Origin of the sequence: Shinella curvata, assembly GCF_022899935.1 — a bacterium.
GTDB classification, from domain to species: domain Bacteria; phylum Pseudomonadota; class Alphaproteobacteria; order Rhizobiales; family Rhizobiaceae; genus Shinella; species Shinella curvata.
Map to the genome: position 1 here is coordinate 108,744 of NZ_JALJCJ010000005.1, position 19,896 is coordinate 128,639.

Annotated in this window: 16 protein-coding genes and 2 riboswitches; of the genes, 10 read left to right on the forward strand and 6 right to left on the reverse strand. The window is 61.6% G+C overall.

Translation table 11 applies throughout. From position 1 onward, the window contains the following. Positions 1-367 precede the first annotated feature (367 nt). The 9 genes from MUU55_RS18590 to MUU55_RS18630 all read left to right on the forward strand — a co-directional run bounded on the left by MUU55_RS18590 (position 368) and on the right by MUU55_RS18630 (position 9,228). Positions 368-1,132 (forward strand): acetoacetate decarboxylase family protein, encoded by a 765-nt coding sequence (locus tag MUU55_RS18590; RefSeq protein WP_244762265.1) that lies wholly within the window; start codon positions 368-370, stop codon positions 1,130-1,132. A 357-nt stretch (positions 1,133-1,489) separates the two neighbouring features. Continuing rightward, complete coding sequence (locus MUU55_RS18595) at positions 1,490-2,350, forward strand: FAD binding domain-containing protein (protein ID WP_244762266.1); 861 nt, start codon at positions 1,490-1,492, stop codon at positions 2,348-2,350. Next, the gene (locus MUU55_RS18600) at positions 2,350-2,826 is read left to right on the forward strand and encodes a (2Fe-2S)-binding protein (protein WP_244762682.1); all 477 of its coding nucleotides are present in this window, start codon (positions 2,350-2,352) and stop codon (positions 2,824-2,826) included. Before MUU55_RS18595 ends, MUU55_RS18600 begins: the two co-directional genes overlap by 1 nt. 2 nt (positions 2,827-2,828) lie before the next feature. Further along, entirely contained in the window at positions 2,829-5,081 is a 2,253-nt protein-coding gene (locus MUU55_RS18605) for a xanthine dehydrogenase family protein molybdopterin-binding subunit (protein WP_244762267.1), read from the forward strand. A gap of 9 nt (positions 5,082-5,090) precedes the next feature. Beyond that, entirely contained in the window at positions 5,091-5,336 is a 246-nt protein-coding gene (locus tag MUU55_RS18610) for a MoaD/ThiS family protein (protein ID WP_244762268.1), read from the forward strand. A 568-nt stretch (positions 5,337-5,904) separates the two neighbouring features. After that, on the forward strand, positions 5,905-7,338 hold the full coding sequence (locus tag MUU55_RS18615; protein ID WP_244762269.1) for an APC family permease: 1,434 nt from the start codon (positions 5,905-5,907) through the stop codon (positions 7,336-7,338). Continuing rightward, positions 7,335-7,712 (forward strand): hypothetical protein, encoded by a 378-nt coding sequence (locus tag MUU55_RS18620; protein WP_244762270.1) that lies wholly within the window; start codon positions 7,335-7,337, stop codon positions 7,710-7,712. Before MUU55_RS18615 ends, MUU55_RS18620 begins: the two co-directional genes overlap by 4 nt. A gap of 7 nt (positions 7,713-7,719) precedes the next feature. Next, positions 7,720-8,640 carry a carbon-nitrogen hydrolase family protein gene (locus tag MUU55_RS18625; RefSeq protein WP_244762271.1) on the forward strand — a complete coding sequence of 307 codons (921 nt, stop codon included), beginning with the start codon at positions 7,720-7,722 and terminating at the stop codon, positions 8,638-8,640. Between the two features lie 15 nt (positions 8,641-8,655). Next, positions 8,656-9,228 (forward strand): TetR/AcrR family transcriptional regulator, encoded by a 573-nt coding sequence (locus MUU55_RS18630; RefSeq protein ID WP_244762272.1) that lies wholly within the window; start codon positions 8,656-8,658, stop codon positions 9,226-9,228. 1 nt (position 9,229) lies between these two features. Here MUU55_RS18630 and MUU55_RS18635 read toward each other — a convergent pair whose 3' ends face one another. After that, entirely contained in the window at positions 9,230-10,750 is a 1,521-nt protein-coding gene (locus MUU55_RS18635) for an MFS transporter (RefSeq protein WP_280519028.1), read from the reverse strand. A gap of 85 nt (positions 10,751-10,835) precedes the next feature. Between MUU55_RS18635 and MUU55_RS18640 the strand changes: the two genes are divergently transcribed. Continuing rightward, positions 10,836-11,384 (forward strand): TetR/AcrR family transcriptional regulator, encoded by a 549-nt coding sequence (locus tag MUU55_RS18640; RefSeq protein ID WP_244762274.1) that lies wholly within the window; start codon positions 10,836-10,838, stop codon positions 11,382-11,384. A 59-nt stretch (positions 11,385-11,443) separates the two neighbouring features. Here the strand turns inward: MUU55_RS18640 and MUU55_RS18645 are convergent, their stop codons facing one another. The 5 genes from MUU55_RS18645 to MUU55_RS18665 form a co-directional block, all read right to left on the reverse strand. Further along, entirely contained in the window at positions 11,444-12,526 is a 1,083-nt protein-coding gene (locus MUU55_RS18645) for a DUF6925 family protein (RefSeq protein ID WP_244762275.1), read from the reverse strand. 64 nt (positions 12,527-12,590) lie between these two features. Further along, positions 12,591-13,781: a formaldehyde dehydrogenase, glutathione-independent gene (fdhA, locus tag MUU55_RS18650; protein WP_244762276.1), complete on the reverse strand. Its 1,191-nt coding sequence runs from the start codon at positions 13,779-13,781 to the stop codon at positions 12,591-12,593. A 185-nt stretch (positions 13,782-13,966) separates the two neighbouring features. Beyond that, a riboswitch (cobalamin riboswitch) is annotated at positions 13,967-14,167 on the reverse strand. A 273-nt stretch (positions 14,168-14,440) separates the two neighbouring features. Further along, positions 14,441-16,792 (reverse strand): 5-methyltetrahydropteroyltriglutamate--homocysteine S-methyltransferase, encoded by a 2,352-nt coding sequence (gene metE, locus MUU55_RS18655; protein WP_244762277.1) that lies wholly within the window; start codon positions 16,790-16,792, stop codon positions 14,441-14,443. Between the two features lie 100 nt (positions 16,793-16,892). Further along, positions 16,893-17,106, reverse strand: a riboswitch (cobalamin riboswitch). 53 nt (positions 17,107-17,159) lie between these two features. Continuing rightward, on the reverse strand, positions 17,160-18,386 hold the full coding sequence (locus tag MUU55_RS18660; RefSeq protein WP_244762278.1) for an aromatic ring-hydroxylating oxygenase subunit alpha: 1,227 nt from the start codon (positions 18,384-18,386) through the stop codon (positions 17,160-17,162). A 423-nt stretch (positions 18,387-18,809) separates the two neighbouring features. Further along, the gene (locus MUU55_RS18665) at positions 18,810-19,847 is read right to left on the reverse strand and encodes a helix-turn-helix transcriptional regulator (RefSeq protein WP_244762279.1); all 1,038 of its coding nucleotides are present in this window, start codon (positions 19,845-19,847) and stop codon (positions 18,810-18,812) included. Positions 19,848-19,896: the final 49 nt, after the last annotated feature.

The window sequence follows — 19,896 nt, forward strand, 5'->3', positions numbered from 1 at the left end:
GCCACGCAGGCGCCGTTACGGAACGTGTCTCGTTTAGCCCGGCCTCCCGATATCGGCAAGCCCGCCAGATTTCGCATGTCCATCGGGTAGGTCAAACGGGGTCCTTGAACAGCCGTTGGACACTCAGTCGGAATTGTATGCCATGTGCCGGCGCATCAGGGCGGGGACGATGGTGACGGAAGACGAATTCCGATGATTCTTACGATCCGAGCAATGGAAAAGTGTTTGCACGATCCGTCCACATGCCATTCGCCGCCGCCACAAGCACTTGACGCGCTCGGAATCATGGGTAAAAAATTCACGAAAATGAATTATTTCTGAATATTTTTCATTTCTACCCACTCCCTCTCATAAGACCCGAGGCAGCATGACCCGCATTCCGCTCCACAATGCCAACAACATGCCGCTCCAGGCACCGCTGATCCCCGACCCCTTCGTGCCCTATGAGTGCCCGGGCAACCGCAGCCTCAACGCCATATGCCAGGGCGATCCGGCGGTACTCGGCCAATATCTGGAGAACACGCCTTTCACGCTCGCCGGGGACCGGTTCCTGGTCTATGTCTCGGACTTCACGAACTGCCGCAAGGCACCCTTTATGGATGCCGGCATCGTCATCCCGGTGCGCTTCGGAGACCGCGAAGGCGGCTATTTCCTGTTCGAATACGAGGACAATGACGCAGCCATCGCGGCAGGTCGCGATCTCTGGGGTTATCCGAAAAAATTCGGCACGATCGACCTCACCGAGCGTACGAACGGAGCGACGGCAAGCGTCGTCCGCCATGGCGTACCGCTGATCACCATCGATTGCACCTTCGACGGCACACAAGCCGAGCCGCTAAAGACAACGCCGCACCTCAACATCCACATCCAGCCCGCACCCGACGGAAAGATCCTCAACAAGCGGGTGATCGCCCGCGACACCTCACCGGATTTCCAGATGACCTCCTGCCGCTGGGGCACGGCCGCGGTCTCGCTCGGCGCGCTCGCCACCGACCCGCTCTCTCCGCTCGGTCCGGTGCGGGTTCTGGCCGCCAACTATGTGATCGGCGATTTCTTCGCCACCGAACAGAACGGCTGGGGCAAAACCATCGCCGACCTGGTCACGAATGGCATTGCGGCAGAAGGCGCCTGATATGACCGAAGTCATAACGAACAACGAACTGCTTCTGGGCACAAGCCGGTGCGCTCCTTGTGCCGACGGAAAACGACGCCTGGAAAACTCCGCTGAGAATGTCGGCAAACGCAGCGCATAATCGCGTTATCGAGTTTGCTTGCAAGGCGTGAGTTGGTATCGCCAGGACCAAGCCCAGACTGCACGCCGTCTTGGGACTTGCACCGGCCCCTCATCGGGACTGGGGACCCGGCTTGTGTCGAACCGGTGCTTCCAATAGCGTTGTCGGGCGGTTGCGACACCCCTATCGTCGCAGCATCGGTTATTGCGGGCTGCGATATTCGCTTCCGGCCCGACTTCATCACAAGGAGTATCCTTTTGCGCTATATTCGCCCAAGTTCGTTGGAGGATGCCGTTGGCCTGCTGGCTGAAGCGTCAGGCAAGGCCGCGATCCTGGCCGGCGGAAGCGATTTGCTGGTTAGAATGAAAGGCGGGTTCATCGAGCCTGACCTGATCATCGACATCAAAGCCATAGATGCCCTGGGACGCATCACCGAAAGCGACGACTGTTTTGTCATCGGCGCTGCCGTACCGTGCGCCGTCCTGGGCGAGAATACAGCCCTCCGGCACGCCTGGCCCGGCGTGGTCGAGGGGGCCAAACTGATCGGCTCCAAGCAAGTGCAGGGGCGTTGCACCATCGTTGGAAACCTTTGCAACGCGTCTCCGGCGGCTGACAGCGTGCCCGCGCTTGTGGCAGCCGGCGCAAAGGCCGTCATCAAAGGCCCGGCCGGCTCTCGCACGATTGCTGTCGAAATGGTGCCGGTCGCTCCCGGCAAAACATCGCTTGCGCCCGGAGAGATCATCGAAGCCATTCTACTCGACAAGCGCCCGCCACATTCGGGCGACGCCTATCAACGGTTCACGCCGCGAACAGAGATGGACATCGCCGTCGTCAGTGCTGCGGTTAATCTCACCCTCGATGATCAGGGTGTGGTCGAGAAAGCGCGCGTCGCGCTCGGCGCTGCGGCACCGACCGTGCTTCTGGTCGAAGAGGCGGCCAATATCCTGATTGGTTCCCGCGTCGACGACAGCACGCTGGAGCGCCTTGCCGAGGTCTGTTCCGGCGCCTGTCGCCCCATAGACGACAAGCGGGGCACCGTGGAATTCCGAAAGAAAGTCGCGGGCGTGCTGGCCAAGCGCGTCGCGCTGACCGCCTATCAACGTGCAGGACAAAAGTGATGGCAGGTATTGCAGTTTCGACGACGATCAATGGCGATCATGCCGAGTTCCTCTGTCATCCCGACGAAACGCTGCTTGAAGTGCTGCGTGAACGCCTGGGCCTCATGGGCGTAAAGGAGGGGTGCGGCACGGGTGACTGCGGCGCCTGCAGCGTCATTCTCGACGACCGCCTGGTCTGTTCCTGTCTGGTGCTTGGGGCCGAGGCGGAAGGCCGTCAGATCGCTACTGTAGAGGGTATGGCGCAGGGCGACCGGCTTCACCCGCTGCAGCAGAAATTCCTTGAGCATGCCGCCTTGCAATGTGGGATCTGTACTCCCGGATTTCTCATCGCCGCCAAGGATCTTCTGGCCAAGAACCCGGATCCGACCGAAGAGGAAATACGCTTCGGCCTTGCCGGAAATCTCTGTCGTTGCACCGGCTATGACAAAATCGTGCGCGCCGTTCAGGACGCCGCCAGCGTTATGAGAGGAGCATGACCATGACTTTTGATCCCAGCCACGCGGCACGCAGCTTCTCCTCCGTTGGCACGCGCCCGATCCGGCCTGATGGCGTCGACAAGGTGACGGGCCGTGCGCGCTACGGTGCCGATTTCAACATGCCCGGCCAGTTGATTGGACGGATTTTGCGCAGCCCGCACGCCCACGCCGTAATTCGCAAGATCGACACGTCGAAGGCCGAGCAATTTCCTGGCGTAAAGGCTGTGGTGACGGCGGCGGATCTGCCCGACCTCACCGACGGCGACACGTCGATGTATGACATTCTCGACAACTGCATGGCACGCAACAAGGCGCTCTACGACGGGCATGCCGTGGCCGCTGTGGCGGCGATCGACGCGCGCACCGCCAAGCAGGCGCTCAAGCTCATCGACGTCGAATACGAACTCCTGCCACACGTCACCGACGTCGACCAGGCATTTGCCGCGGATGCTCCCCTCATCAACGAGACGATCTTCACGACCGGCGTTGATCCGAAGCCGGATCGCGCGTCGAATGTTTCGATGCGCAGCCAGTTCGGGCATGGCGACGTCGATGCCGGCATGGCAGAGGCGGATTTCGTGGTCGCACGGACGTTCAAGACCGAACAGACCCATCAGGGCTATATCGAACCTCATGCCTGCGTGGCCAATGTCAGTTCGGATGGCACGGCGGATCTCTGGGTCTGCACGCAGGGCCATTTCGTCTATCGCCAGCATTGCGCACAATTGCTCGGCCTGGAAGCCTCCAGGCTGCGCGTGACGTCGTCGGAAATCGGCGGCGGCTTCGGCGGCAAGACGCATGTCTGGGCTGAACCGGTCGCGCTCGCGCTTTCGCGCAAGGCCGGCAGGCCGGTCAAGCTGGTCATGACGCGTGACGAGGTGTTTCGTGCAACCGGCCCGACCAGCGCCACATCGATCGACGTGAAAATCGGCGCGATGAAGGACGGAACGATCATCGCCGCCGATGCGACGCTTCGCTATTCGTGCGGCCCCTATGCGGGATCATGGGCCGAAGTCGGCGCCATGACCGCATTCGCTTGTTACAAGCTCGAAAATGTCCGGACCGTCGGTTACGAGGTCCTGGTGAACCGACCCAAAACCGCTGCGTACCGCGCGCCTTCGGCACCGATGGCGGCGTTTGCCGTGGAAAGCGCCATCGACGAACTGGCCAAAAAGGTCGGCATGGATGCCGTGGACTTCCGTATCAAGAACGCCGCGCAGGAAGGCACCAAGGCATCGTACGGTCCGGTCTATGGCCCGATCGGCATTGGCCCGACATTGGAAGCCGTGAAAAATCATCCCCACATGAAAGCGTCCCTCGGCAAGAATCAGGGGCGCGGCATGGCCTGCGGCTTCTGGTTCAACTTCGGGGGCCAGACATGCACCGATCTGAATATCGGCATGGACGGCACGGTCTCGCTGGCTGTCGGGACGGTGGATGTGGGTGGTTCGCGCGCGTCGCTCTCGCTGGTGGCAGCCGAAGAGCTCGGGATCGACTACGCACAGGTCAGAGCCGTGATCGCCGATACATCAAGCCTCGGCTATAACGACATGACCGACGGCAGCCGCGGCACCTTCTCGTCCTCGATGGCCACCATTTCCGCCGCCCGCAACGCCATCAAAATCCTCCGCGCCCGCGCGGCGCAGATGTGGGACATACCGGTTGAGGACGTGACTTGGGAAAAGGGCCACGCCGTCGCCAAGGGTGAAACACACGGAAACCTTCCCAATCTGTCTTTGAAGGAGATCGCGGCAGCATCAGGAACCACGGGCGGCCCGATTGCCGGTCATAGCGAAATCGTGGCGGACGGCGCCGGCGTCTCCTTCGCGACCCATATCTGCGACATCGAGGTCGATCCCGAAACCGGAGCCACCAAGGTCCTGCGCTACACCGTGGTGCAGGACGCCGGCAAGGCCGTGCATCCCACCTATGTCGAGGGACAGTATCAAGGGGGTGCCGCGCAGGGCATCGGCTGGGCGCTCAACGAGGAATATATCTACGGCAAGGATGGCCGGCTGCAGAATGCTGGTTTTCTCGACTACCGCATCCCCGTCTGCTCGGATCTGCCCATGATCGACACTCAGATCCTGGAGATACCAAACCCCAATCACCCCTATGGGGTTCGCGGCGTCGGGGAAACGTCCATCGTTCCCCCGCTTGCCGCAGTGGCCAATGCGGTTTCCAATGCGGTGGGTGTGCGAATGCAGCATATCCCCATGTCGCCGCCGCGAATCCTGGCGGCGCTGGAGGCATAAGGAGGTCCGATGGTCGAAGTGACGCTCTGGGGTGCGCTCGCAGCGGCGGCCGAGGGCAACAGCAAGGTCGAGGTCGAGGCAAAAAACATCAGGGAACTGTTCAAGAAGTTGAGTGAACGGTTCCCTGGGCTCACGCCATTGATGGATCGCGGGATTGCGGTGGCGATAGACGGAACGATCTACCGCGACACGTGGTCGAAGGAACTACCAGCGGGAGCGGAAATCTATCTTCTGCCGAGGCTCGCCGGCGGCTAGCGCAGACAGCCGATTGCGTCGGTGGAAACGTTGCAGCGTTCTGGAACGTACCGCGGTTCCGTTGAACGCATAGGTCGTTCATGGCTCCTCAGACATACGCACAGTGCGCGCCTTCACCATTGGCGACTCTAGCCGGGCGAAGCGCGTGGCAGATCGCGGCCCCATTGGACAAGACCTCGCCGCAGCTGCAATTCTCCAGGCGAGTAGAACCCATATGCTTTTTCACGCAGGCGAGACCATGCAATTGATGTGTTGCTGGTCCGCATTCCCTCACTCGTCGCAGGTGGCGTAAAAAGGCAGGCGGTGAAAACCGCTACAAACCTCCTCGCGGTCAATGGCTTAGCCGATTGCACCTGCCTTGAAGTTCGGCAGACGCCTGCGCAGAACAAGCCGCCGTCGGCCAACGTGCCGACCTGATCGAGCCTCTTCACCCCGCCCTGCCGATCACGCCGTCGCGCGCCCTCGCCCTCTCAAAAAGCCTTTTCCAGAATAGCCAATTGACAAGGATGGAAGCTCTCGCATAGCTTCCCTATCAAATGATAGGGAGCAAAAAATGGGAGAGCACAGCATGACCACACCATTGCAAGGCGATGCCGGCCAACTGGCGGGACTGGGCTACGATCAACAACTGAAGCGTGACATCGGACTGTTTTCGGTCTTTTCGATCGGCGTCGCGACCGTCGCACCGGTCGTCGGCCTCTACGCGATCTTCTCGCTCGGCATTCAGCTGACAGGACCGGCCTGGATCCTGATGCTGCTTCTGTCGCTCGCGGGGCAGCTCACGGTCGCCTTCGTCTATTCGGAACTGGCGTCAGAATTCCCCATCGCGGGCGGCCCCTATCACTGGACGACCCGGCTCGCCGGCCGGCGCTACGGCATGTTCACAGGCATTGTCTATGCCCTTGCCGTCACAGCGGCTCTCGCCACCGTCGCCTATCTCGCAGCTCCGTGGGCCAGCCTTCTGATCACCGGGGCCGAGCCAGAAGGCATGAACCGCGCCCTGATCGCGATGGCTCTGCTGCTGGCGTCCCTCGTCGTCAACAGCTGCGGCATCCGCTTTGTCGCGGTGCTGGTGAATATCGGCATCGCGGCAGAAGTCATCGGCTCGCTCGGAATCGGCGTCGTGCTCATCATTTTCTTCCAGAACCAGCCCTTCAGCATCCTCTTCGACACGCTTGGCACGGCACCGACCCTTGCGACATTCCTGACGGCGCTGGCGGTTTGCGGCTGGGCATTCGTTGGCTTCGATGCCAGTGCCTCCGTTGCCGAGGAAACGGATGGAGCGGGCAACAACATTCCCAAGGCCATCATCGGCGCGACGGCCGCCGTTGGCACTCTCGTGGTCCTCGTCGCCATTGCGATCACGCTTGCCAGCACCGATCTCCAGTCGATCGTCTCTGGCGGCATTGCCGATCCCGTCACGGCGGTCGTTACCGAAAGCCTTGGCGGCTGGTCGGAGCGCCCCTTCTACGCGATCGTGGTCGCCACCTTCCTCGCATGCATCGTCTCGATGCAGGCCTATACCGGACGCATCGTTTTCGGCCTCGCCCGCGATGGTATGCTGCCGGGGGCAAACCGTCTTGCCCGGGTGAGCCTGGGCAACAAGGTTCCGGTGGCAGCGATGACGCTCGTCACCGTAATGACGGCTCTCGCCCTGCTGCTTGGCCTGAACGACAACGCGATCGGCACCATGATCTCGTTCGGAACGATGGGTCTCTACGCCACCTTCTTCCTCGTCGTTGCAGCTGCCCTCTATGCCCGCATAACCGGACGCTGGCAGCCGAACGGCGCATTCCGCACCGGCGGCTTCGGTTATGCTGTCAACATCGTCGCCTTTGTCTGGCTGGCCTTCGAAACGACCAATATTGCCTGGCCGCGGGCCGAACTCGCCCCGCCCGGCGCATCCGATCTTCTCATATGGGCGCCGCTGATGATTTTCGCGCTCGTCGCGGCCTTCGCAATGATCAGCGCCGCCCGCAAACACCGCAAGGAAGCCGCATGATTTTCCTGACCCAGGCCGGACTCGTCCTTCTTTCAATCGGCGGCCTCTCCGGCATGCTGCTTTACATGGCGCTCGACAAGCCCAAAGGGTGGCTCGCCATCAAGCAGATCGCGCGGCTTCGGCAGGGCCACGTCGATGCGCTCGTCATCGGTACCATCCTGCTGGCGCTCGGCTCTTTCACCGCACTCCCCACGGCGATCGGCTGGACGCTCGTCGTCAGCGGCTACTACACGGCGCTCGCCACAGGTGCGCTAGCCTGGTGGCCGGACTGGCCGACGCACACGCGGCTCGCCTGGTGGCTGGATTTCGGCTCGCTTTCAAGCTTCGCGCTCGGCCTGACCGCCGCCGCCGTCTCGTCTTTCGTTATCGCCTGAGGTTCCCATGACAAGACTTCACATCATACAAGATACGCCGCCGCTGCTCGATCTGGAGGCGGGTATCGCCATGGCCGAGCAGGCCATTCGCGCCGCAGGCGACGATCGTGCCGACCTCATCGTCTTTCCCGAGACCTGGCTCGGCGGGTATCCCGCCTGGGTTTTCGGCATGGCCGGGTGGGACAGTGCGGAAGCCCGCAACTGGTTCGGCAGGCTGGTGGAAGCCAGCCTCGTGCTCGATAGCCTTGAGGCCCAACGGCTTTGCACGGCAGCGCGCGAGGCGGGCATCACCGTGGTCATGGGTATCAATGAGCGGGCACGGCCGTCATCGGCCATCCTGTTCAACAGCCTCGTCACCATCGGACCTGACGGCGGCATCCTCAACGTGCACCGCAAGCTGCTGCCGACGCATACCGAAAGGATTGTCTGGGCGCCGGGCGACGCGGCCGGTCTCGTCGCCGTACCGACGCCGGCAGGCCGTCTTGGCGGACTTGTCTGCTGGGAGCATTGGCACCCCCTCGCCCGGCAGGCGCTGCACGCCGCCGACGAGCAGATCCACATCGCTGTCTGGCCCGATATGCCGGCTGCTCATCAACTCGCCTGCCGCTCCTACGCCTTCGAGGGGCGTTGCTTCGTCGTCAGCGCCGGCACCTATCTCCCCGTCGACCGGGTTCCCGAACAACTTCGGGGCGCCTTCGTCATCGGGCTCGGTGGGCAGGACGGGCTGCAGGGCGGTTCGGGGGTCGTCGGACCGGACGGTGAATATATCGTCGGTCCCGTCTTCAGCGGGGAAACGGTCGTGGCGACGATTGATCTTGCAGACACGATCCGCTTTAAACACGATCTCGATGTCGTCGGTCACTATGACCGCAGGGACGTCTTCAATCTGACCGTCAATCGGCGGCGTGAGATTGGAGACGACTTTTAACGCAGGAGAAGCCTCATGGAAGCCGCCGACACCAGACAGGAAATCCTGATCCAGGCGTCGAGGCTGTTCAAAAGGCTCGGCTACCGCGCCACGACGACGCGCGAGATCGCGAAGGCTGTGAATATCAAGCAGCCTTCGCTCTTCCACCACTTTCCCAACAAGAAGGCGATCGTGGAGGAGATCTTCTCCCTCAGCCTCAACGAGGCGGCCGTCCGCATCGAGAACGCGTGCCGCACAGCGGGGCCGGCCTCCGAGCGGCTGCATCAGTATCTTGTCTGGGATCTGTCGACGCTGCATCGCATGCCGATCGCCATGTCCGCGATCTATACCGGCGACGCACTGAAATCGCCGGAACTGGCCGAACTCGCCGAAAAGCTCAAAACATTCTACCGCTCGCTCGAGGACCTGATTTCACAGGGAATACGCAGCGGCGAATTCGTCGATATCGACCCTTCCCTCGGCCGCTTGATGGTCGCGAGCATTACGATCGCTCATCTCGAATATGCAGAAGAGGCGACGATCGAGGATCCCGACCGGCTGGCGCGTGAGGGCGCAGACTTCGTGCTTCGGGCCTTTCGCAAGACTTGACCTAGTCGTGGGCCGCTTCCTTGTCGCGATAGCTGGCCAGCATGAAGAAGACCAAAACGGCGAGAACGCCGATCAAGCCGGCGGCGGTCGACAGCAATACCGAGTGGGTCGAACTGAACGCGTCTTTCCCGGCTTCGATCAACGGCGCCCCCTGTTCCATGCCAAGCCGACGGGCGACGAGATAGGTATCGCCAATCGAGCGGGTGGCCTCCCCGGCCTCTTCCAAGGTCAGGCCTTCGGGGATTGCGATGGCATGACGATACGCTGCCGACATGAAGACGCCGAACAGAGAGATCCCCAGGCCTGTACCGAGTTCATAGCTCGTTGCCTCGAGCGAGCCCGCCGCACCGCCCTTGCTGGCTTCCACCGAGCCCATGATCGCGATGGACGATGCGGTAAGGCCGATGCTGAGCATCAAGCCCAACACAGCAAGCAACACCGGAACGCTCACGCCCGGGTCATGAAAATCGCTTGTGGCAAGAAAACCGAGCGCGGCTGCCGATACGAGCAGCGACAGGCTGGCCACGAGGCGCAAGCCAAAGAGGTTCGACAAATACCCCGCGACGGGCCCGCCCACCGCCGCAGCCGCCATGATGGGAATCATGAAGACCCCCGCCTGAAACGGTGTCTTGTCCAGAACATATTGCAGTTCCTGCGCCAGCGTCAGTTCGACCCCGGCCAGCGCCCCGCTCGCAACGACTGCGATGATCATTCCCGCTGCAATAGCGGGATGCGTGAAAAGCGATAGATCAAGCATCGGCTCGCGGGCGTGCAACTGCTTGCGCGCAAAGACCGTCAGCATCGCCAGTCCGAAGACGAGGACAAGGAAAACGACGGCAAGCGGTTGCTTGGCTCCCACTCCGGCCTTGAGACTGTAAACAACGGAAATCATGCCGACGATCAGGAGGAGTGCCTGGCCGATCGCCCATTTTCCCGGGCTTGTAACCTCGACACGCGGCAAAAGAAGAAAGCACGCGGGAGCAACGACCAGCATCACGGGCACGTTGATCAGGAAGACGGATCCCCACCAGAAATGTTCGAGCAGGCCGCCTCCGATCAACGGGCCGACGGCAGCGCCCGCCGCACCGACGGTACCCCAGAGGCCCAGCGCCATGGCGCGCTCGCCTTCATCCTCGAAGGCGCGGCGGATGATGCCGAGAACGCAAGGCATGATCATCGATCCGCCCAGCGCCAGCAGCATGCGTGCCGCGATCAGCATTGGTGCGTTCGGCGCGAAGGCGGCAAGCGCGGATGCCGCGCCGAACACAACAAGGCCTATCAACAGAATGCGACGCTGACCGACCCGGTCAGCCAGCGTGCCCATCGGCACGAGAAGGCCCGCCATCAGCAGCGGATAGATATCGATGATCCACAGAACCTCGGTGCTTGAAGCACCCAATGCCTGGGTCAACGTGGGCACGGCGACATGCAGGATCGTCATGTCCAGCACGACCGGCAGGAAGGCAAGCATAACGGCTATCAAAACCAGCCAGCGTCTCGGATCGGCGTGGGTAACGAACATGGTTCACCTGAAATACGTTGCCGGCATCGATATAAATACATACGTATGGATTTCAACATGAAAATCCTATGTGATCGGATGGAAAATGGGCCGGAAACCGACAATCACTCGCCAGCAACTGCTGGATCTCGCCGAAGAGATCGTCCGCACCGAAGGCGCCAAGGCACTGACGATCGACGCCTTGGCCCGTGCCGCCGGGATATCGAAAGGCGGCGTGCAGTATTCCTTTGCATCGAAGGATGATCTGGTGCGCGCATTGATCGAGCGGTGGACCAGCCAGTTCGACGCCATGCTGATTACGGACGAGACATCGAGCCCGGCCGATCTGATCCGAAGCTACATCCGCGCGATGCGCGCCTCCCAGCCAGCGATGAACGCCAAGATGGCAGGCCTCATGAGCACCTATCTCCAGGACCCCGACAATATGCGGGAGACGCGCCAGTGGTATCGAGGGATCTTCGAGCGGCTCGGGGAAGCGTCAGCGGAAGCACAGACCGCAAGGGTGGCATTTCTCGCAGTCGAAGGATTGTTTCTCCTGCGCATTGTCGGCATCGATGAGGATGGCACCTGGGCCGGGTTTCTGGACGATATCGAAGCCGTACTGGAAAGGCTATTGGACGTTAGACGCCAATGACCGGGCCTGCCACAATGGGCAGAGCAGGCACTTGGTTCGCCTCGGGGGCTGTGAAGCGACTATCCCGTTGCGACCAACGGAATAGCGGACGCACCCCATTCGGAAGCTCTGTAGCCGGGCGCATCGTCCTCCGCCATCGAAGTATCCGAGCAACGATCGAGGACATCACACCATTTCGCTATCAGATCGAGATAGGAGCCGCCGCCGAAACGCTTTGCGAGACGGTATTGCTGGCGCAGTGTAATGCGCACCGTCGCCCGGCTGAAGCGGTCTGAGTGCGCCAGGAACTGTTCGGGTTCGATTTTCCGCGCGAGGCCGTCCAGGACCGCAGCGCGCAAAGTCGGCAGGTCACGGCGCGCAAAGCGTTCGAAGAGTTCCTGAAAACGCGCATGGGCGTCGATGTCGAATTCGAGGTCACGTCCTGTGCTGTCCAGTACCGGATTTGCAGGATGGAAATAACCAACAGGAATGTGGTGGCGAGGGACTGGAATGTTCGCCGAATGTATATGCCGGGATTTCAGCAAGTGCGGGAGGAGATGGCTATGCGGCCCTCGAGGAGAAACACCTCCCGTGTCCGGTCCGCCGATCTTCTGGAAGACTTCGATGCGACCTATACGCGTCAGCGCGACGCGATGCGGATGGGTGGCGATTATCGCTGCACCAACGGGGTTGCCGGGATCGAAGAGGCTGCGGCCGGTATTGGCCCGCAAGACTGCGAGCAAATCCGGATCCCTGGTGCGGATACAGAAATCGCACTGAGGCAGGTCAAGACCGATATCGAACAGGACGCCTCCCCTGTCTCCGGGGCGGACAGCGTGTTCATCGGGTCCAAGTTCGGTCAGGGTCTTCCGCCCAGCCATCCCCGCATGGTTCTGCGGCAGGCAAAGGGCAAGTCCGTGGCCCCAGCGGTGGGGTTTTGGACTGAGGGTTTCGTAGGCAACAGGAATGCTTTGCCCTATCGTCTCAACGTGCAGTCGGATTGCGCCGCGGGGCGTTGCGCGGGCAAACATCGCCAATGCGTCGACCTCGAGAAACTCGCCTTTATCCTGATGGAATTCGGCGATGGCACCGAAGGAGCCCATGCTCCATCGCGTCCTGTGGTCGATCAGGTGATCTCTCAACACATCCCGGATTTCTGACACGGTCGTTTTCCTTCTGCATGATGGAGGGGTCGCCGGCCGCGAGACGCCCGGCGACCATGGTCTGTCAGGCGGCTTTCAGCAGGTCGCCATGCGGATCGAGCACGAACTTCATCGCCGCGCCCTGGTCGAAGCTCTCGTAGCCCTGGACGGCATCATCCAGTGCGATAACCTTCGCATTGACGATATCTGCGATCGGCAGACGGTCGTGCAGGATGGCCTGCATGAGCTGGCGGTTATACTTCAGCACAGGCGTCTGGCCGGTGTGGAAGGACTGCGCTTTCGCCCAGCCGAGACCGAAGCGCAGCGACAGGCTGCCCTGCTTGGCCGCGCTGTCAACCGCACCCGGATCCTCGGTGACATAGAGACCGGGAATGCCGATCGAGCCAGCAGCCCGCGTGATCTCCATCATCTGGTTGAGAACGATGGCCGGCTGCTCGCCACCCGCATGGCCCCGCGCCTCGAAGCCGACAGCATCGATGGCACTGTCCACTTCGTTCGTGCCAACGATCTGCGCTATCATGTCGCCCAGCCGATCGCTGGCGGAAAGGTCGATCGGCTCGAAGCCCACCCTTGCGGCATGCGCCAGACGTTCCTTGTTGAAATCCCCGATCATCACGACGGCGGCGCCGAGGATACGGGCGGAAGCGGCGGCCGCGAGACCGACCGGGCCGGCACCGGCGACATAGACGGTGGAACCGACGCCGACGCCCGCGCGCACCGCGCCATGGAAACCCGTAGGCAGGATGTCCGAGAGCATGGTGAGATCGCGGATCTTCGACATGGCCTTGTCGCGATCCGGGATCTTGAGAAGGTTGAAGTCGGCATAGGGGATCGTCACGTAACGCGCTTGCCCGCCGATCCAGCCGCCCATGTCGACATAGCCATAAGCACCGCCGGCGCGCGACGGGTTCACCGTCAGGCAGACGCCGGTATCCTGCGATTTGCAGCAACGGCAGCGACCGCAAGCGACATTGAAGGGCACGGAGACGATGTCGCCGATCTCGAGCATCTCGACATCGATGCCTTTTTCGATGACCTCGCCGGTGATCTCGTGGCCGAGGACAAGGCCCGGCATCGCCGTGGTGCGGCCGCGCACCATGTGCTGATCCGAACCGCAGATATTGGTGGAAATCACCTTGAGAATGACGCCGTGTTCGATGCGGCGGCCATCCGGCGCTTCCAGTTTCGGATCGTCGATATCCCGCACTTCGACCTTGCCCGGCCGCATGTAGACGACGCCTCTGTTCCTGCTCATGCTCTCTATCCTCCTGAATTGATGCCGCCCTGCCCGCTCCTCCGCGGGCAGGATCATGGTCAAAATGCAAACGCGGAACGCCGGGCGGCCCGCGAAAACGTCTCTCGACGAAGGATGGAAAAGAGGATGGAACGGAGCGATCACGAGGGAACGCCGTTCGCCTCTCGATCGCCCACCGCAATCGGCCGAGTCATGGATTCAAGGCTGGTTTCCGGGCTTCGGAACTGTCCTGAAGGACCCTCTCGACACCTTCCCAGCCTTGCGGCCAGTGGCATTCGCCGAGATTTCGTTCCGTTACCGTTGCGGGGGCAGCGCCGGCTTTTGACCGGCTTCCCAATTATCCATCCCGACGATGTCGCGATGGCACCCTGAACGCTTCAAGCATTCCACCAACCGGGCGCAATGACCTTCGAGATTACGACATTCCCGGTGTTTACGGCGACACAGGAACGATCGGAATTCCAGCCTCGTCCTCGGTGGCGACCGCCTTGCCGATGACACGGACGAGCCGGAGCCGGACAGGAAGTTGTGGTTTTCGTCGGCATTCGGCGCGCGCGAAGAGGATCGAAGCGACCTATTTCCTGAGTGGGCCGCAGCGATGAAGCAGTTCGACGATGCCGGGATTGCTCCCGGCATCGCTGCTTTCTCGCTCTAGCGGGTCATTGCGCCGCCACGGAGGAACCATCGGCATTGCGCAGGCGGCGCGCCGCTTCCACCATGTTCACTAGCGCCGGCCTGACCTCCTCCCATTTGCGGGTCTTCAGGCCGCAATCGGGATTGATCCACAGCTGGCGATCCTGCAGACGCTCGCGGGCAAGCGACAGGAGATCGGTCATCTCCTTCACCTCGGGCACGCGCGGCGAATGGATGTCGTAGACGCCGGGGCCGATCTCGTTCGGATACCGGAAGTTCCTGAAGGCATCGAGCAGCTCCATCTTCGAGCGCGAGGTCTCTATGGAGATGACGTCGGCATCCATCGCCGCGATGGCCGAGATGATGTCGTTGAACTCCGAGTAGCACATATGGGTGTGGATCTGCGTCTCGTCCGCAACGCCGGTCGAGCACAGGCGGAAGGATTCCACCGCCCAGTCGAGATAGTGCTGCCAGTCCTTCTGGCGAAGCGGAAGACCTTCCCGCAGGGCCGCCTCGTCGATCTGGATCATCCTGGCGCCGGCGCTTTCCAGATCCACGACCTCATCCCGGATGGCAAGCGCGATCTGGCGGCATGTCGCACTGCGCGGAATATCGTCGCGCACGAAGGACCAGTTCAGGATCGTCACCGGTCCGGTCAGCATGCCTTTCACGGGCCTGTCGGTGAGCGACTGCGAATAGTGCCACCACCGCACGGTCATCGGGTTCGGACGAGAAACGTCTCCGAAGATGATCGGCGGGCGGACATAGCGCGAACCATAGCTCTGCACCCAGGCATGTTGCGTGAAGGCGAAGCCCGAAAGCTGCTCGCCGAAATACTGCACCATGTCGTTACGCTCGAATTCGCCGTGAACGAGCACGTCGAGACCGATGTCCTCCTGCCAGCGGATGGCCGCCGCCGTTTCCTTTTGCAGGAAGCTCTCGTAATCCACGTAGCTGAGCGTACCCTTGGTATGGGCGGAGCGCGCCTTGCGCACCTCGCTGGTCTGCGGAAACGAACCGATCGTCGTGGTGGGGAAGAGCGGCAGCCGGATGGCCGCGGCCTGGACCTGGCGGCGCGTCTCGAAGATGCTCTTGCGCGTCCCCATGGCCGCGTCGATGCCGGCAATGCGCCCCTGCACGAGCGGATCCGTTACCTTCGGCGAAGCCGCACGGGCAGCGATGGCTTGCGAGGCACGGTTGACGATCTCCCACACGGCCTCCTTGCCCTGCGCCAGACCCTTGCCGAGAGCCGCCAGCTCGCCAAGCTTCTGGGTGGCGAAGGAAAGCCAGGATTTCAGATCCGCATCGAGCCCCGTTTCCAGTTCGAGATCGATCGGCACATGCAGCAGCGAGCACGAGGCCGCAATCTCGAATGCACCGGCACCGCGCGACGCCACGACCGGCGCCAGCCGATCAAGGAGAACGGCGAGGTCGGCCCGCCAGATATTGCGCCCGTCGATCACGCCAAGCGAGACGACCTGATCGGCCCGCACCGCAGCGAGCACCGTTTCAAGCTGTTCGGGGGCGCGCACGAGATCGACATGAAGCCCAGCAACCGGCAGCGTGGCGGCGGCGTCGAGATTGTCCGTCAATGCGCCAAAGTAGGTCGCCAACATGATCTTCAGGCCGGGCGCGGCCCTGGCCAGTGCCTCATAGGCGAGTTTGAAGGCATGACGCTCGCCTTCGGTCAGGTCGAGGACAAGGATCGGCTCGTCCACCTGGACCCAATCGGCACCGGCAGCGGCGAGCCTGCGGAACAGTTCCTCGTAAACAGGCAGCAGTTTGGCGAGGAGGTCGAGCGGCTTGAAGGTCGAGGGCCGCGCCTTGGCAAGCTTGAGGAAGGTGACCGGGCCGAGCACGACCGGACGCGTGTGGATGCCGAGCGCCTTGGCCTCAAGGAAATGATCGACCGGCTTCTGCGATGTGAGCGCGAAAACCTGATCTTCGGAAACCTCGGGAACCATGTAGTGATAGTTCGTATCGAACCACTTGGTCATTTCAAGCGCAGGAACACCGTGGCCGTGGTGGGCATGGCCGCAATCGGCGTGGCCGCCACCCTGGCTGCCGCGCGCCATGGCAAAATAGGTGGCCAGCGAGACATCGCCCCCCGTCCAACCATAGGCCGCCGGGATCGCGCCGACCATGACGGCAGTATCGAGAACGTGGTCGTAGAGAGAGAAATCGTTCGAGGGAATCCGTGTTATCCCCTCGTCGCGCTGGAGCGACCAGTTTTCGGCACGCAGATTCCTCGCCGTCTCGAGAAGATCGCTTTCAGCAATCTTTCCAGACCAGAAGCCTTCGAGCGCGGCCTTCAATTCGCGATGGCGACCGATGCGCGGAAAGCCGAGAGAGGCGACGGAGAGAGTTTGTTTGGACATGATCATACCCCATTGGTTTGTGGGGGCATGGGTAAAGCGGACGCGTGCGAGTACCCGCACTGTGGCGGGAGCGCAGCAACCACCGGGACACCCCGCCCGTGGACGTTATTTCGTCTTGGCAGGTCTCCTGGCTCGCGGGTCATCGCCGCTGTCCGTCTTCCCAAGGCTTGCGCCTCAGTGACATGCTGGACAGTGGCTCACCGCTCACAGTTGCGGGGGCAGCCCCGGCTTTGCCGAATGTTCGGCGCACCGGATTCCCTCTTAGCCCTGAAACGGCAAAGCCGCTCCAGGGAACCACGACGCACAGACTTCACGTCATCAAGGGGCAATTGTCAATAGATATAAAGAAATGCTTATGCCTTTATCTTCATGGATGGCTGATTTCGTCGAGATACCACTCGATATAGCGAAGCTCATTGTGCTCCATCGGCGCGATCGGACCAGGCACGAAATAGTGTGAGCGCACGCCACGCGCCGTGTGCTCGATGATCGCCTTGTCTTCCGCCGTCGTGACTTTCCAGAGCCAGGTCAGCCTGTCGAGATCGAAATCCTTGCCCTCCTCGGCCTTGCCATCGACAAGCCAGATCAGTTCCATTTCGCAGGTCTCTGCCGTCTTCGGAATGAAGCGGTAGATCATGCCGTGATCGGGATAGCAGACGAGAAAGGTGGTTCCGCCGAGGTGAATGGAGGTGACGCCGCCGTCGAAATCGGTAAAGCGCCCCATCAGCGGGGCGACGGCCTTGCCGTCCTCGCTGCCGCTCTCGACCCCCTCGTAGAGCGCATAGCGGAAGGCATGGATCGCTTCACGGCCTTCCCGCGAGGTTTGCCAGTGATTGCCGGAGCCGACCTCAATGCCGAGGGCGCAGGTTCGCGCTTCCAGGGCATCGTTCATCGCTTCGATCATATGCAACGGCTGTTCCAGCGCGTGGGTCTGCGAATACTCCGGATGCGCAGGACCGCAATGGTAACACTCGACATAATTCTCGACGGCCAGCTTCCAGTTGGCCGCAACCGGGTAGGTCTCGCGATGAGCAACCTTGGCGTTGGCCCAGCCGTATTGGCCGCAGGTCGCGTGCAGCAGATGCTCCACCTCGCCGAAATCCAGCGAAACCTCGGCGAAGGAGATAAAGATCAAACCTTCGACAACGCGCACATGCAGCGTTTTCAGCCCGTGATCCTCGCGCCGGAAATCCTTCGGCATCAGGCGTGCCGCACGCAGGCTTCCGTCATTGCCGTAGGTCCAGGCGTGGTAGGGACAGACGAAAACACGCGCATTGCCCTTCTGCTTGGTGCAGACCTCCGCGCCGCGATGGCGACAGACGTTGAGGATGGCATGGATCGCACCATCGGCCGCGCGCGTTATGATCACCTGCTCCGTGTCGATATGAAAAACCTCGAAGTCGTTCGCATTAGGGATAATGCTCTCATGCGCGACGCAATGCCAATGCCGCCGGAAGACCCGCTCCATGTCACGCCGGTAGATCTCGGGGTCGTGATAGAACGGACGGGCAAGACCGTAAGCAACTCGATGTCCTGCAACCAGCTGGTCAATCGTATCCCCGGGATTATCGATTAAGGCTTCTACGTTCTTCATCACTCAATGCGCCCCTAAGCAACAGCTTTTGATTAGTATTCAGACATTCAGGAGCGCAGACAAGTCGCCGGATTTTCTTCTATTAATTGACATCATCGATTAGGGATTTGAACAACCCTGACGTTCCCATGTCGCATTTGAACGTCAGCCGCTTTTGGTGTCGCAACATGTATTCGCCAGACAGCGTCGAACGTCAGGACTGAATTGGCAATGAGAACATCGGGATATTCGATTCCGACCGGCGAGCGGCGGTCGCAAGACACCACATTGTTGCGTTTTCGAATATCGGCCGGGATTCCTGAATGCGCCACCAAGCCGGCCCAGACTGAAAGAGGGCCTGCATGTCATCAACGCTTCGCCAATCTCTCGATTCGAAGTGAAGGCCACTCCCAACGTCGAGAAATCCTGCGAACAAGACCTATGTCATGGAGTGGGGCCAGAAGCTGGCACTGCCGGCCGTTCCGACGAGACCGGCTCCCCAGACCGCAAAGCCAGAACGCGTGACGGCTGCACGCCGAAGCGACGCAGGAACAGCTGGGAGAAATGGCTTGGATTGCTGTAGCCGACGGCAATCGCAGCCTGGGTGACGTTCATCTCGCCACTCTCGATGACCCGGCGGGCTTCCAGCAATCGCCGCTCTTTCAGGAAGGCATAGACGGCAAAGCCGTAGAGGCTCTTGAAGCCGGATTTCAGTCGCTTCTGCGTCAGCCCCACCGCGCGGGCGAGATCGTCCAGCGTCCACGGGTGCGCAAGCTCCGCGATCAGGAGGTCGCGGGCACGCTGCAGCGGACGACGGTCGCGCGGCGGAACGGTCTGCGCCGGCTGGGTGCGGCGCATCGCAGCGATGGAAGCGTTGATGATGTCGAGAGCGCGGGCCTCGAATGCAAGATCGTCGTTCTCCACCATGGCACTGTCGAACAGCGCCCGCGCGACAGCCAGGAGATCCGGCGGCACCGGCAGCACGCCCACCCAGGTGCCATTGCCCGACGCCATGTGCAGCGCATGATGCTCGTCAAGATTGGCAAGGAGATCGCCCGCCCCAAGCTTCTGCCAGAGGCCGATATCGACCCGGATGTCCATCCCCTTGAAGCGGGTACCGACCGGTACGTCGTAGAGACCGACCGAACCCTGCGGTGCCACCATGATGTAGATACGGCCCGGTCGGTAGGGGATCGATGACAGTCGCTGCTCGGCGTCGCTGCCCAAAATCCAGCCCTGCCCCGAGGCCTCGAAGAGGAAATCGATGGCAACGCAGGGCTCCGTCGCGAAGCGGCCGACAAAATCGGCACCGATCACCATGTCGAAGACCGAGATGGTGAGGCCTGGCCGCACGCCGAGGATCTTGTAGGCGCCCTCTGTCGATGTCGCGGAGAAACTTGAGTCGGCCGGGCTCGGCCCAAGCACGATTACGTCGTCCTGATCGGACTGCGCCAAAGCGCGCTGTTCAACACGGAGATTCATCTGCCCACCAAATAATAGACCCGATCGCAATATCGCTGAACCTGATTAC

Excerpts from the sequence above, each read along its gene's own strand:
- MUU55_RS18590 (WP_244762265.1), top strand. The coding sequence starts at position 368 with ATGACCCGCATTCCGCTCCACAATGCCAACAACATGCCGCTCCAGGCA.
- MUU55_RS18600 (WP_244762682.1), top strand. The coding sequence starts at position 2,350 with ATGGCAGGTATTGCAGTTTCGACGACGATCAATGGCGATCATGCCGAG.
- MUU55_RS18605 (WP_244762267.1), top strand. The coding sequence starts at position 2,829 with ATGACTTTTGATCCCAGCCACGCGGCACGCAGCTTCTCCTCCGTTGGC.
- MUU55_RS18610 (WP_244762268.1), top strand. The coding sequence starts at position 5,091 with ATGGTCGAAGTGACGCTCTGGGGTGCGCTCGCAGCGGCGGCCGAGGGC.
- MUU55_RS18615 (WP_244762269.1), top strand. The coding sequence starts at position 5,905 with ATGACCACACCATTGCAAGGCGATGCCGGCCAACTGGCGGGACTGGGC.
- MUU55_RS18620 (WP_244762270.1), top strand. The coding sequence starts at position 7,335 with ATGATTTTCCTGACCCAGGCCGGACTCGTCCTTCTTTCAATCGGCGGC.
- MUU55_RS18625 (WP_244762271.1), top strand. The coding sequence starts at position 7,720 with ATGACAAGACTTCACATCATACAAGATACGCCGCCGCTGCTCGATCTG.
- MUU55_RS18630 (WP_244762272.1), top strand. The coding sequence starts at position 8,656 with ATGGAAGCCGCCGACACCAGACAGGAAATCCTGATCCAGGCGTCGAGG.
- MUU55_RS18635 (WP_280519028.1), bottom strand. The coding sequence starts at position 10,750 with ATGTTCGTTACCCACGCCGATCCGAGACGCTGGCTGGTTTTGATAGCC.
- MUU55_RS18640 (WP_244762274.1), top strand. The coding sequence starts at position 10,836 with ATGGGCCGGAAACCGACAATCACTCGCCAGCAACTGCTGGATCTCGCC.
- fdhA (WP_244762276.1), bottom strand. The coding sequence starts at position 13,781 with ATGAGCAGGAACAGAGGCGTCGTCTACATGCGGCCGGGCAAGGTCGAA.
- metE (WP_244762277.1), bottom strand. The coding sequence starts at position 16,792 with ATGTCCAAACAAACTCTCTCCGTCGCCTCTCTCGGCTTTCCGCGCATC.
- MUU55_RS18660 (WP_244762278.1), bottom strand. The coding sequence starts at position 18,386 with ATGAAGAACGTAGAAGCCTTAATCGATAATCCCGGGGATACGATTGAC.
- MUU55_RS18665 (WP_244762279.1), bottom strand. The coding sequence starts at position 19,847 with ATGAATCTCCGTGTTGAACAGCGCGCTTTGGCGCAGTCCGATCAGGAC.